This is a genomic window from Kitasatospora papulosa (assembly GCF_000717245.1).
GTDB classification, from domain to species: domain Bacteria; phylum Actinomycetota; class Actinomycetes; order Streptomycetales; family Streptomycetaceae; genus Streptomyces; species Streptomyces papulosus.
Window position 1 is genome coordinate 187250 of record NZ_JNYQ01000006.1, and the last position, 11993, is coordinate 199242.

The window sequence follows — 11993 nt, forward strand, 5'->3', positions numbered from 1 at the left end:
CGAGACCGAAATCACTCGCCCGACCTGCGGAAACGTCTTACGCAACGAATCGCCGCACGGGCGCCGGTACACGCAATGGATCGACGGTGAGCGCGCAACATTCGCGCCTTGTCGGCCGTGATCCCCGCGCCGTACCTTCGATACGTCTCCCCACCCCGCCCGTCCCGCCCGAGGTCAGCCATGCCGCCGCTGCGCACCGCCCTGCTCCAGAGCTCCGGACGCCCCGGTTCCGTCGACGCCAACCTCGCCGCGCTGGACGAGGCCGCGGCACGCGCCGCCGCCGCGGGCGCACGCCTGCTGGTCTGCCCGGAGCTGTTCCTCACGGGATACGCCATCGGCGACGCCGTCCCCGAGCTGGCCGAGCCTGCGGACGGGCCCTCCGCCCGGGCGATCGCCGACCTCTGCGTGCGCCACGGCCTCGCCGTCCACTACGGCTACCCGGAGCGGTCGGGCGACGCCGTGTTCAACGCGGCTCAGCTCATCGGCCCCGACGGTGCGCCGCTCGCCAACTACCGCAAGACCCATCTCTTCGGCAGCTTCGAGGAGAAGTGGTTCACCCCGGGCGAGAACCCGGTGGTGCAGGCCGAACTGGACGGAGTACGGGTCGGCCTGCTGATCTGCTACGACGTCGAGTTCCCGGAGAACGTGCGCGCGCACGCCCTGGCCGGGACCGAGCTCCTGCTGGTCCCGACCGCGCTGATGCACCCCTTCCCGTTCGTCGCCGAGGCCGTGGTGCCGGTCCGCGCCTTCGAGAGCCAGCTCTACATCGCGTACGTCAACCGGGCAGGCAGGGAAGGGGAGTTCGACTTCACCGGACTCAGCTGCCTGGCAGGGCCCGACGGCACCGTGCGCGCCCGCGCCGGACGCGGCGAGGAACTCGTCGTCGGCGAGGCCGACCCCGGACTGCTCGCCGCGTCCCGTGCCGCCAACCCGTACCTCCAAGACCGTGTCCCCGGTCTGTACGGCTCCCTCGTCTGATCCCGCATCCCGTCGCACGCCCTTCTGCCAGGAGCCCCCACCCTCATGACGTCCACCGTGCCCAACGCCGTCCAGCACACCGACGCGCAGCCGCCGATCACCATGTTCGGGCCGGACTTCCCGTACGCCTACGACGACTTCCTCGCCCACCCGGCGGGTATCGGGCAGATACCGGCCACCGAACACGGCGCCGAGGTAGCCGTCATCGGCGGCGGGCTCTCCGGCATCGTCGCCGCCTACGAACTGATGAAGATGGGGCTCAGGCCCGTCGTCTACGAGGCGGACCGGATCGGCGGACGCCTGCGCACCGTCGGCTTCGAGGGCTGCGACCCGGCACTGACCGCCGAGATGGGCGCGATGCGCTTCCCGCCCTCGTCCACGGCGCTCCAGCACTACATCGACCTGGTGGGTCTGGAGACCAAGCCGTTCCCCAACCCCCTCTCGCCGGCCACCCCGTCGACCGTCGTCGACCTCAAGGGCGAGTCCCACTACGCGCGGACCATCGACGATCTGCCCCCGGTCTACCGCGAGGTGATGGACGCCTGGAACTCCTGCCTGGAGGAGGGCGCCGACTTCTCGGACATGAACCGCGCGATGCGCGAGCGCGACGTGCCGCGCATCCGGGAGATCTGGGCGAAGCTCGTCGAGAAGCTCGACGACCAGACCTTCTACGGGTTCCTCTGCGCCTCCGACTCCTTCTCCTCCTTCCGGCACCGCGAGATCTTCGGGCAGGTCGGCTTCGGCACCGGCGGCTGGGACACCGACTTCCCCAACTCGATCCTGGAGATCCTCCGCGTCGTCTACACCGAGGCCGACGACCACCACCGGGGCATCGTCGGAGGCAGCCAGCAACTGCCGCTGCGCCTCTGGGAGCGTGAGCCGCAGAAGCTCGTGCACTGGCCGCTCGGCACGTCGCTGTCCTCCCTGCACGACGGGCAGCCGCGCGGCGCCGTGACCCGGCTGGACCGCACCGCCGGCAACCACGTCACCGTCACCGACGCCACCGGCGACATCCGCACCTACCGGGCCGCCGTCTTCACCGGACAGTCCTGGCTGCTGCTCTCCAAGATCGCCTGCGACGACGCGCTCTTCCCGATCGACCACTGGACGGCGATGGAGCGCACGCACTACATGGAGTCGTCCAAGCTGTTCGTGCCGGTCGACCGTCCGTTCTGGCTCGACAAGGACGCGACCACCGGCCGGGACACGATGTCCATGACGCTCACGGACCGGATGACCCGGGGCACGTACCTCCTGGACGACGGGCCCGGCAAGCCCGCGGTCATCTGCCTCTCCTACACGTGGTGCGACGACAGCCTGAAGTGGCTGCCGCTCTCCCCGAAGGAGCGCATGGACGTCATGCTGAAGTCACTCGGCGAGATCTATCCGGGCGTCGACATCCGCAAGCACGTCATCGGCAACCCGGTCACCGTCTCCTGGGAGAACGAGCCCTATTTCATGGGCGCGTTCAAGGCCAACCTGCCCGGCCACTACCGCTACCAGCGGCGGCTGTTCACCCACTTCATGCAGGACAGGCTGCCGGCCGACAAGCGCGGCCTCTTCCTCGCGGGTGACGACATCTCGTGGACGGCGGGCTGGGCCGAGGGCGCCGTGCAGACCGCGCTGAACGCCGTATGGGGGGTGATGGCGCAGTTCGGTGGCGCCACCGACCCCACGAACCCCGGCCCCGGGGACGTCTTCGACGACATCGCGCCGGTCGAGCTCCCGGAGGGCTGAGCCGCGCTCCTGGGGGACACCGGAGGGGGTGGGGGAGAGGCCGGACCGTCCGTCCCGCACCACCACGCCCACGGCGTACGGGTTGGTCACGGGCCGGGCGGCCCGGTCCGGCGTGCTCAGGAGGTCCCGGCCGGCGGCTTCTCGTCGTGCTGCTTCTCGGCGTACTGCTTCTCGTCGTACTGGGACGTGCCCGAGTCCAGCAGGGGCTCCTGGGTCTTGAGGTGCGCGGGGGCGAAGGCCCGCAGCGCGTGGTAGCCGGTGATCACCACGAGCGTGCCGAGCGCGATACCGCTCAGCTCGAAGTTGTCGGTGATCTTCAGGCTGACCCCGCCGACTCCGATGATGATGCCCGCGGCGGCCGGGACGAGGTTGAGGGGGTTGCGCAGGTCGACCTTGGCGTTCAGCCAGATCTGGGCGCCCAGCAGGCCGATCATGCCGTACAGGATGACGGTGATGCCGCCGAGGACCCCGCCGGGGATGGCGGCGACGACCGCTCCGAACTTGGGGCAGAGGCCGAAGAGCAGCGCGAAACAGGCCGCGGCCCAGTAGGCGGCGGTGGAGTAGACGCGGGTCGCGGCCATCACCCCGATGTTCTCGGAGTAGGTGGTGTTCGGCGGTCCGCCCACGGCCGTGGACAGCATCGAGGCGGCACCGTCCGCGGCGATCGCGGTGCCCAGCTTGTCGTCGAGCGAGTCGCCGGTCATCTCTCCGACGGCCTTCACATGTCCGGCGTTCTCGGCGATCAGGGCGATGACGACCGGCAGCGCGACCAGGATCGCCGACCATTCGAAGCTCGGCGCGTGGAACGACGGCAGCCCGATCCAGTCCGCGTCCGCCACGGCCGACAGGTCCAGCCGCCAGTGGTCGACCGCCTCGGCACCGCCGGCCGGGGAGTGGATCTTCCCGAAGAGCAGGTCGAGCACCCAGGACAGGACGTAGCCGAAGACGAGGCCGAGGAAGATGGCGATACGGGAGAAGAAGCCGCGCAGGCAGACCACGGCCAGGCCGGTGAACAGCATCACCAGCAGGGCCGTCCACTGGTCCTGCGGCCAGTAGGTCGACGCGGTGACGGGCGCCAGGTTGAAGCCGATCAGCATCACGACGGCACCGGTCACCACGGGCGGCATCGCCGCGTGGATGATCCGCGCGCCGAACCGCTGCACCATGAGCCCGGCCAGGAACAGCACGGCACCGACCACCAGGACCGCGCCCGTGACCGTGGCACTGCTTCCGCCCGTGGCCCGGATCGTGGCGGCCACACCCACGAAGGAGAGCGAGCACCCCAGATAGCTCGGCACCCTGCCCTTCGTGGCCAGCAGGAAGATGGCGGTGGCGACACCGGACATCATGATCGCGAGGTTCGGGTCGAGACCCATCAGCACGGGTGCCACGAAGGAAGCGCCGAACATGGCCACCACGTGCTGGGCGCCCAGCCCGAACGTCCGGGGCCAGGAGAGCCGCTCGTCGGGGCGCACCACGGCCCCCGGTGCGGGGGTCTTCCCGTCGCCGTGCAAGGTCCAGCGCACGCCGAGGCCCATGGTCGCTCCCTGATTGGTGTGTGCGGTGCGCCCTGGGGGTCCACCCGCGGAAAAGATCAGAGCCATGGTAGTGCCGCAGCGCCGCGTCCTCGCGCTCGCCCCCGACACGGGCGGAAGCGGACGCTCCGGCCGGCCGCGCCGCAGGCCGGGGCGGGACGGCTCCGACGGGCCGGTATCGCTCCGACGGGTCAGCAGGGGCGTACGACCGGCCCGCGACGCCGCCGATCACTGGCTGCGGCCCCGCCCGACGCGCCTTTCCCCCGGCGCACCTGTCCGCACCGGCACACGGGACGAGGCGGCCCGGAGCCACGCCACGAGGCCGTGCCGGTCAGCCGTCCGTCGCGCTCCTGGTCGGCGACTGGGGCTGCGGCTGCGTCACCGGAGGCAGTGGTACGCCGGCCTCGGCGACCTTGCGGTCGCCCGCCCGCAGTACTCCCGCACCCAGGACCAGCCCGAACGCCAGCACCGTCACCAGGCCGAACGACACGAGGAGCGAGGTCGCCTCGGCCAGTGAACCGATCGCGGACGGTGCGATGAGACCGGAGGTGTACGTGATGGTGGCGACGCCCGCGATGGCCCGGCTCGGGTTGGTTCCGCTGCGTCCGGCCGCGGCGAACGCCAGCGGGACGACCACCGCCACGCCCAGGCCCAGCAGGCCGAAGCCGCAGAGCGCCAGGACCGGACCGTTCGACAGGACCACGAGCAGCCCGCCGACCGTGGCCAGGACGCCTCCGACGCGTACGGTGCGCACCGCTCCGAACCGGTCGACGACCTTGTCGCCGGCGATCCGTGCGATGGCCATCATGAGGGCGAACGCCGTGGTCGAGGCGGCGGCGAGCCCGGCCGAACTGCCCATGACGTCGCGGAGGTAGACCGCGGACCAGTCCATGCTGGCTCCCTCGGCGAACACCGCGCAGAAGCCCACCGCGCCGATGACCAGCGCGGACTTCGGAGGCAGGGTGAAGCGCGGCGGCGGCTCCTCGTCGGGCTCGCTGCGCAGGTCCAGGACTCCCTGGCAGGCCGCCAGGCCGAGCGCCGTGAGCACCAGGGCCGCCACGGTGTGGTGCAGCCGTGCGTCGGTCCCGAGGTGCGCGGCGACCGTGCCGGCCGCCGAGCCGGCCAGGGCGCCCACACTCCACATGCCGTGCAGCCCGGACATGATCGACCGGTCGAGCCGGTTCTCCACCTCGACGCCGAGCGCGTTCATCGCCACGTCCGACATGCCGGCGGTCGCCCCGTAGACGAACAGCGCCAGGCAGAGCGTGAGCAGGTTCGGGGCCAGGGCGGGCAGGATCAGTGCCAGCGTCCAGAGCGCCAGCAGACCCCGCAGCGCCGTCCGGGCGCCGAAGCGGTGGCTGACGCTGCCGGCCAGCGGCATGGCGAGGGAGGCCCCGATCGCGGGGAAGGCGAGCGCGAGACCGAGCTGGCCCGCGCTCACCGAGGCGTGGTCCTGGATCCACGGAACCCGGGTCGCGAAACTGCCGGTCACCGCCCCGTGCACGGCGAAGACCGCGGCGACGGCGTACCTGGCCCGCCTGATCTGCTCCGTGCCGAAGACCGGGACCGTCGAGTCCTTCGTCATACGCCGTGCCCTCCCCTGAAGAATTGCGGCAGCCGGATTGCCCGGTGCCTGTCGTGCGGTGCGCGCCGTAAACTATCAGGAACCCTGCCTGATAAATAACCCCCTGGCGGTGGACCGTCAGCGGTCTGGAAGGATCCCGGCATGCCCGCATCCCCGAGCACCGCCCGGGCCATCAACGACCGGCTCGCCCTGCGACTTCTTCAGCAGGACGGCCCGCTGACGGCCACTCAGCTGAAGACCCTGACGGGCCTGTCCCGGCCCACGGTCGCCGATCTGGTGGACCGCCTGCAGGACGCCGGTCTGGTCCGGGTGGTAGGGGAGAGCGGCTCGGACCGCCGGGGCCCCAACGCCCGGCTGTACGGGATCGTCGCCGACCGCGCCCACCTGGCCGCCCTCGACGTCCGTACGGACAGCGTCGCCGTGGCCGTCGCGGACCTGCTCGGTGTCACCCTCGCCGAGGCGACCCTGCCGATCGGCAGCGACACCGGCACACGCTTCGCGGTCGAGCGGGCCGTGGGGATGCTGGAGCGCACCGCCCGCACCGCGGGCACGGCCCCGCTGCACAGCGTCGGCATCGGCGCCCCCGGCCTGATCGACCCGGTCACCGGCGAGCTCAGGAACACCGCGGGGCTTCCGGCCTGGCACGGGGGTCTGGTCAGGGAACTCCAGCAACGGCTGTCCGCCACCGTCCTCGTCGAGAACGAGACCAACCTCGCCGCCGTCGCCGAACACCGCATCGGCGCGGCACAGGACCGCGACACCTTCGTCCTCCTCTGGCTCGGTCACGGCATCGGCGCCGCCGTCATGCTCGACGGGAAACTGAGGCGCGGTGCCTCGGGCGGCGCCGGGGAGATCGGGTTCCTGCCGGTGCCCGGTACCTCCGGGGTCCCCTCGTCGGTCAACTGCGAGGGCGGATTCCACTCCCTGGTCGGCTCGGCCGCCGTCTGTGAGCTGGCGGCGCGGCACGGCATCCCGGCGTGGGGCCCCTCAGCAGACGGCGCTCAGGAACAGGAACAGGACCCGGCGGCGGCGTTCGCCGTCCGGGCCGCTCTGCGGGTCGGCGACGCGGCCGGTGAGGCCTTCCTGTCCGAACTTGCCGACCGCTTGGCGCTCGGAGCCGCCTCCGTCGTCTCCGTCCTCGACCCTGGCTGCCTGGTCCTCGCCGGTGAGGTCGGCCGCGCCGGTGGTGACGTACTGGCCGCGCGGGTGGAGGAGCGGCTGGCCCGGATGTCACCGCTGCGCACGGAGGTCAGGGCCGGGATGCTCGGGGGTGGGGCGGTCCTGCGCGGCGCGCTCTTCGCCGCCCGGGAAGCCGCGCAGGACGCGCTCTTCAGCCCGGGAGGGTGAGGCGGGAACCCGGGGGTGCGGACGACAGCGGAGACAGGGGCCGGGCCGGCGGGTCAGGGCCGAGGGGCAAGCTGGACGGCAGCGGACGGCGGCCGTCAACAGGGGAGAGGTCTTCGCGTCGACCCGCTGCCGGCAGCGGAAGCGCGGCGGCCCACGACCCGGTTCGTTCACCGCGCCGCTCACCAGCAGGAACGCGCCCGGTCGTCGGGCATGGCCGCCCCCGCCCCACCACGCTCTGTGAGCCGTCCCACAGAACTCACCCGTATGGACCGTTGACGGACGTGGCAGAATGACGTGTGTACCAGCAGCAGCGCACTCCGGGGTCGGTGTAATTCCGAACCGGCGGTTATAGTCCGCGACCCGTCCGCATCCAGCGGCCGGTTGACCAGGTGAGATTCCTGGACCGACGGTGAAAGTCCGGATGGGAGGCAGTGCGCGGCGGGCCGTCACAGGTACGCCGCCGTAGGCGGATGTTCTCCGGGAGATCCCCGGCGTTCCGGAATGTTCCGGGGCGACCACATCCGTGTCTTCGGTCTCCGGCGTCCCCTGTTGCGTTCCGCTCCCTCTGTCGTCATCGACAGGCCCCGGAGTCCGTGCCCGAAGAGGCAGGAGGACCCGGTGGCCATCGCAGCCGAAACAGCCGCCATGCGGCGGGCGATCACGCTCGCGGCCCGCGGACTCGGCGCCACCAGCCCGAACCCGGTCGTCGGATGCGTCATCCTCGACGCCGCCGGGGACCCGGCCGGTGAGGGCTTCCACCAGCGCGCCGGAGGGCCGCACGCCGAGGTCCACGCCCTGCGCGCGGCCGGCGAGCGGGCCCGTGGCGGCACCGCGATCGTCACTCTCGAACCCTGTAACCACACCGGACGCACCGGCCCCTGTGCCCAGGCACTGATCGAGGCCGGCGTCCGCCGCGTCGTGTACGCGGTGAGCGACCCGAACCCGCAGGCCACAGGTGGCGCGGACACCCTGCGCGGCGCCGGCCTGGAGGTCGCACAGGGCCTCCTCGCCGACGAGGCCGAGGCGGGCAACACCGCGTGGCTCACCTCGGTCCGCCTCGGCCGCCCGTACGTCCTCTGGAAGTACGCGGCGACCCTCGACGGCCGCATCGCCGCCGCCGACGCCACCAGCCGCTGGATCACCTCGCCCGAGGCCCGTGCCGACGTCCACCGGTTGCGTGCCGAGGCCGACGCCGTGGTGGTCGGCTCCGGCACCGCCCGGGCCGACGACCCCCAGCTGGGCGTACGCGGCATCGAGGGCACCGTCCAGCCGCTCCGCGTGGTCGTCGACACCGGTGCCACCGCCGTACGGCCCGGGGCCCGCGTCCTCGACGGGTCCGCGCCCACCCTGGTCGCGGTCGCCGACGACGCCGAGGCCGGCCACCTCCCGGAGGAGGCCGTGCTGCGCCTCCCGCGCGCCGCCACCGGGCCCGGCCTGGACATCGACGCGCTGCTCGCCGCTCTCCACGCCCGCGGCGTCCGATCCGTACTCCTCGAAGGCGGGCCGGTTCTGGCCGGATCCTTCGTCGCCGCGGGGGCGGTCGACACCGTCGTCGGCTACCTCGCACCGGTCCTCCTCGGCGCGGGCCCCGCCGTCCTCGCCGACGCCGGAATCTCCACCATCTCCCAGGCGTTGCGCCTCGATGTGACCGAGACCGTCCGTATCGGCCCCGATCTGCGCATCACCGCCGTCCCCGTTCCTGCTCGGAAGGGAAACTGAGTGTTCACCGGAATTGTCGAAGAACTGGGTGAGGTCACAGCCGTCGAGAAGCTCGACGACGCCTCCCGTTTCCGACTGCGCGGGCCCGTCGTGACCGAGGGCGCCAAGCACGGCGACTCCATCGCGGTCAACGGCGTCTGCCTCACCGTCGTGGGCCTCGGGGAGAACGAGTTCACCGCCGACGTCATGGCCGAGACGCTGGACCGCTCCAGCCTCGGCGCGCTGGCCCCCGGATCCCGGGTCAACCTGGAGCGCCCCATGGCCCTCGGCGGACGCCTCGGCGGCCACCTCGTGCAGGGCCACGTGGACGGCACCGGCCACATCGTCGAGCGCAAGGTCTCCGAGAACTGGGAGCTCGTCACGGTCTCCCTGCCCGCCGGCCTGGCCCGCTACGTCGTGGAGAAGGGCTCGATCACCGTCGACGGCGTGAGCCTGACCGTGGTGGACGCGGGACCGGACTTCTTCACGATCAGCCTCATCCCCACCACCCTCGCGCTGACCACGCTCGGCCTCAAGCAGCCGGGCGACCCGGTCAACCTCGAGGTGGACGTCCTCGCGAAGTACGTCGAACGGCTGCTCGCCCACGGTAGCGGCCCCGGAGCCGGGGAGCCGGTCGCATGAGCGCCCTGCACTGGCTGAACTCGGAGGCGTTCAGCGCCTTCGGGCAGCACATCATCTGGTCGGACATGATCGGCAACACGGTCGGCCTCATCGCGCTGGCCCTCGGCTGGCTCCGCTCGGTCTGGACCTGGCCCGCCCAGCTCCTGTCCGGCGTCGTCCTGGTCGCCGCCAACGTCTCCGTCCAGCAGGCGGGCAGCGTCGGCAAGCAGCTGATCGTCGTCGCCGTCGCCGTCTGGGGCTGGCAGCAGTGGACCCGCGGCAGGAAGCAGGCGCAGGACGGTTCCATCGCCGTGCGCTTCGCCACCTGGCGCGAGCGCGGTTACCTGCTGGGCGGCGCCGCGCTGGGGACCCTCGCGGTCGGCGGGCTGTTCACGGCCTTCCCGTCGCTCTCCTGGAGCCCGTGGGCGGACGCCTACATCTTCGCCGGAACCCTCGTGGCGATGATCGCCCAGGCGCGCGGCATGGTCGAGTTCTGGTTCGCGTGGCTGCTCGTCGACCTCGTCGGCGTACCGCTCAACTTCCACAGCGGACTCGCCTTCTCCGGTCTCATCTACGTCGTCTACGGCGCCCTCGTCCTGTGGGGCATGCGCGACTGGTGGCTGCGTACGCGGACACCCGCTCTGGAAGGAGCCACGGCATGACTGCCCAGCCCACCTGGTTGCACGACCGGCCCCTCGAAGACCTCTCGCTGGACCCCGTGGAACAGGCGATCCGCGACATCGCCGCCGGACGGCCCGTCGTGGTCGTCGACGACGAGGACCGGGAGAACGAGGGCGACCTCGTCATCGCCGCCGAGAAGGCGACCCCCGAGATCATCGCCTTCATGATGAGTGAGTGCCGTGGCCTGATCTGCGCCCCCATGGAGGACGAGGAGCTGGAACGCCTCGAACTCCCGCAGATGGTCACGCACAACACCGAGTCGATGAAGACCGCCTTCACCGTCTCCGTGGACGCCTCCGCCGAGCACGGGGTGACCACCGGGATCTCCGCGGCCGACCGGGCCACCACGCTCAGGATGCTGGCGGGCGGCAGGGCCGTCCCCGGCGACTTCGTACGCCCCGGCCACATCTTCCCGCTCCGGGCCCGCCCCGGCGGCGTCCTCGTCCGCAACGGCCACACCGAGGCCGCCGTCGACCTGGCCCGGCTCGCCGGACTGCGTCCCGCCGGGGCCATCGTCGAGATCGCCGGCGAGGACGGCGTGATGCTGCGGCTGCCCGAGCTCGTCCCCTTCGCCCGCAAGCACGGCCTCACGATCATCTCCATCGAGGACCTGATCAGCTACCGCCGCAGCGCCGAGCCCACCGTGCGCCGGGAGGCCGAGGTCCGGCTGCCCACCAGCTTCGGCGCGTTCACCGCGTACGGCTACCGCTCCGTCGTCGACGGCGTCGAGCACGTCGCACTCGTGCACGGCGACATCGGCGACGGCCGGGACGTCCTCGTCCGGGTCCACTCCGAGTGCCTGACCGGCGACATCTTCCAGTCCCAGCGCTGCGACTGCGGGCCCCAGCTGCACACCTCCATGGAACGCATCACGGCCGAGGGCCGCGGGGTCGTCGTCTACCTGCGCGGCCACGAGGGCCGCGGCATCGGACTGCTGTCCAAGCTGCGCGCGTACGAGCTCCAGGAGCGCGGCTCCGACACCCTCGACGCCAATCTGGAACTCGGCCTGCCCGCCGACGCCCGGGACTACGCGGCGGGCGCCCAGATCCTGAGCGACCTCGGTGTACGGACCCTGCGCCTGATGACGAACAACCCGGACAAGACCGCCGCGCTCGTGCGGTACGGACTCGAGATCACCGGACGCGAACCGATGCCCGTCCAGGCCGGTGAGCACAACCTGCGCTACCTGCGCACCAAGCGGGACCGGATGGGGCACGACCTGCCCTGGCTCGACGCCACCGCGTCCGCCTGCGGCAACCAGTAAGCACCGACCCACACACGAACGCGCGAACACACAGGAGAGACATGAGCGGCAAGGGCGCACCCGAACTGTCCGTACGCAACTGCGGAGACCTCCGGGTGGCGGTGATCGCGGCCCAGTGGCACGAGAAGGTCATGGACGGACTCGTCGACGGGGCCCTGCGCGCCCTGCACGACCTCGGGATCGACGAGCCGACGCTGCTCCGGGTCCCCGGCAGCTTCGAGCTCCCGGTCGTGGCCAAGGTCCTGGCCGGCCGCGGCTACGACGCGATCGTCGCCCTCGGAGTGATCATCCGCGGCGGCACCCCGCACTTCGAATACGTGTCCCAGGGCGTCACCAACGGCCTGACCCAGGTCACGGTCGACACCGGAGTGCCCGTCGGCTTCGGCGTGCTCACCTGTGACAACGAGGAACAGGCCCTGGACCGGGCCGGACTCGAGGGATCCCACGAGGACAAGGGCCACGAGGCGGTCACCGCGGCCGTGGCCACCGCCGCCACGCTGCGCACCGTCAGCGAACCCTGGCGCTGAGCGGCACTCCGGGACCCCGT

General features: G+C 71.8%; 10 protein-coding genes and 1 riboswitch. Of the genes, 8 read left to right on the forward strand and 2 right to left on the reverse strand.

Features of this window, described 5'->3' with window-relative positions:
- Positions 1 to 180 precede the first annotated feature (180 nt).
- Both IA22_RS0119715 and IA22_RS0119720 read left to right on the forward strand, forming a co-directional pair.
- Entirely contained in the window at positions 181 to 978 is a 798-nt protein-coding gene (locus IA22_RS0119715) for a carbon-nitrogen hydrolase family protein (protein ID WP_014157405.1), read from the forward strand.
- A gap of 45 nt (positions 979 to 1023) precedes the next feature.
- A complete protein-coding gene (locus IA22_RS0119720) occupies positions 1024 to 2715 on the forward strand; it encodes a flavin monoamine oxidase family protein (protein WP_014157406.1) in 1692 nt (563 codons plus the stop codon).
- Positions 2716 to 2831: 116 nt separating this feature from the next.
- On the opposite strand, the gene IA22_RS0119725 is transcribed toward IA22_RS0119720, so the two are convergent.
- Together IA22_RS0119725 and IA22_RS0119730 are read right to left on the reverse strand one after the other, a co-directional pair.
- The gene (locus tag IA22_RS0119725) at positions 2832 to 4253 is read right to left on the reverse strand and encodes a uracil-xanthine permease family protein (protein WP_014157407.1); all 1422 of its coding nucleotides are present in this window, start codon (positions 4251 to 4253) and stop codon (positions 2832 to 2834) included.
- A 328-nt stretch (positions 4254 to 4581) separates the two neighbouring features.
- Positions 4582 to 5835 carry an MFS transporter gene (locus IA22_RS0119730; protein WP_014157408.1) on the reverse strand — a complete coding sequence of 418 codons (1254 nt, stop codon included), beginning with the start codon at positions 5833 to 5835 and terminating at the stop codon, positions 4582 to 4584.
- A 141-nt stretch (positions 5836 to 5976) separates the two neighbouring features.
- Between IA22_RS0119730 and IA22_RS0119735 the strand changes: the two genes are divergently transcribed.
- The 6 genes from IA22_RS0119735 to ribH all read left to right on the forward strand — a co-directional run bounded on the left by IA22_RS0119735 (position 5977) and on the right by ribH (position 11973).
- Positions 5977 to 7182 carry an ROK family transcriptional regulator gene (locus tag IA22_RS0119735; protein ID WP_014157409.1) on the forward strand — a complete coding sequence of 402 codons (1206 nt, stop codon included), beginning with the start codon at positions 5977 to 5979 and terminating at the stop codon, positions 7180 to 7182.
- Between the two features lie 308 nt (positions 7183 to 7490).
- A riboswitch (FMN riboswitch) is annotated at positions 7491 to 7621 on the forward strand.
- Positions 7622 to 7827: 206 nt separating this feature from the next.
- On the forward strand, positions 7828 to 8901 hold the full coding sequence (gene ribD / locus IA22_RS0119740) for a bifunctional diaminohydroxyphosphoribosylaminopyrimidine deaminase/5-amino-6-(5-phosphoribosylamino)uracil reductase RibD (protein ID WP_030124320.1): 1074 nt from the start codon (positions 7828 to 7830) through the stop codon (positions 8899 to 8901).
- Complete coding sequence (locus IA22_RS0119745) at positions 8902 to 9522, forward strand: riboflavin synthase (RefSeq protein WP_030124321.1); 621 nt, start codon at positions 8902 to 8904, stop codon at positions 9520 to 9522.
- A complete protein-coding gene (locus tag IA22_RS0119750) occupies positions 9519 to 10163 on the forward strand; it encodes a nicotinamide mononucleotide transporter family protein (protein ID WP_014157412.1) in 645 nt (214 codons plus the stop codon). The genes IA22_RS0119745 and IA22_RS0119750 overlap by 4 nt, the downstream gene beginning before the upstream one ends.
- Positions 10160 to 11446 carry a bifunctional 3,4-dihydroxy-2-butanone-4-phosphate synthase/GTP cyclohydrolase II gene (locus IA22_RS0119755; protein WP_014157413.1) on the forward strand — a complete coding sequence of 429 codons (1287 nt, stop codon included), beginning with the start codon at positions 10160 to 10162 and terminating at the stop codon, positions 11444 to 11446. Before IA22_RS0119750 ends, IA22_RS0119755 begins: the two co-directional genes overlap by 4 nt.
- Positions 11447 to 11487: 41 nt before the next feature.
- Positions 11488 to 11973 carry a 6,7-dimethyl-8-ribityllumazine synthase gene (ribH, locus tag IA22_RS0119760; protein ID WP_014157414.1) on the forward strand — a complete coding sequence of 162 codons (486 nt, stop codon included), beginning with the start codon at positions 11488 to 11490 and terminating at the stop codon, positions 11971 to 11973.
- Positions 11974 to 11993: the final 20 nt, after the last annotated feature.

Bases quoted from the DNA above. Each gene is read 5' to 3' on its own strand.
- IA22_RS0119715 (WP_014157405.1), top strand. From the start codon at position 181: ATGCCGCCGCTGCGCACCGCCCTGCTCCAGAGCTCCGGACGCCCCGGT.
- IA22_RS0119720 (WP_014157406.1), top strand. From the start codon at position 1,024: ATGACGTCCACCGTGCCCAACGCCGTCCAGCACACCGACGCGCAGCCG.
- IA22_RS0119725 (WP_014157407.1), bottom strand. From the start codon at position 4,253: ATGGGCCTCGGCGTGCGCTGGACCTTGCACGGCGACGGGAAGACCCCC.
- IA22_RS0119730 (WP_014157408.1), bottom strand. From the start codon at position 5,835: ATGACGAAGGACTCGACGGTCCCGGTCTTCGGCACGGAGCAGATCAGG.
- IA22_RS0119735 (WP_014157409.1), top strand. From the start codon at position 5,977: ATGCCCGCATCCCCGAGCACCGCCCGGGCCATCAACGACCGGCTCGCC.
- ribD (WP_030124320.1), top strand. From the start codon at position 7,828: ATGCGGCGGGCGATCACGCTCGCGGCCCGCGGACTCGGCGCCACCAGC.
- IA22_RS0119750 (WP_014157412.1), top strand. From the start codon at position 9,519: ATGAGCGCCCTGCACTGGCTGAACTCGGAGGCGTTCAGCGCCTTCGGG.
- IA22_RS0119755 (WP_014157413.1), top strand. From the start codon at position 10,160: ATGACTGCCCAGCCCACCTGGTTGCACGACCGGCCCCTCGAAGACCTC.
- ribH (WP_014157414.1), top strand. From the start codon at position 11,488: ATGAGCGGCAAGGGCGCACCCGAACTGTCCGTACGCAACTGCGGAGAC.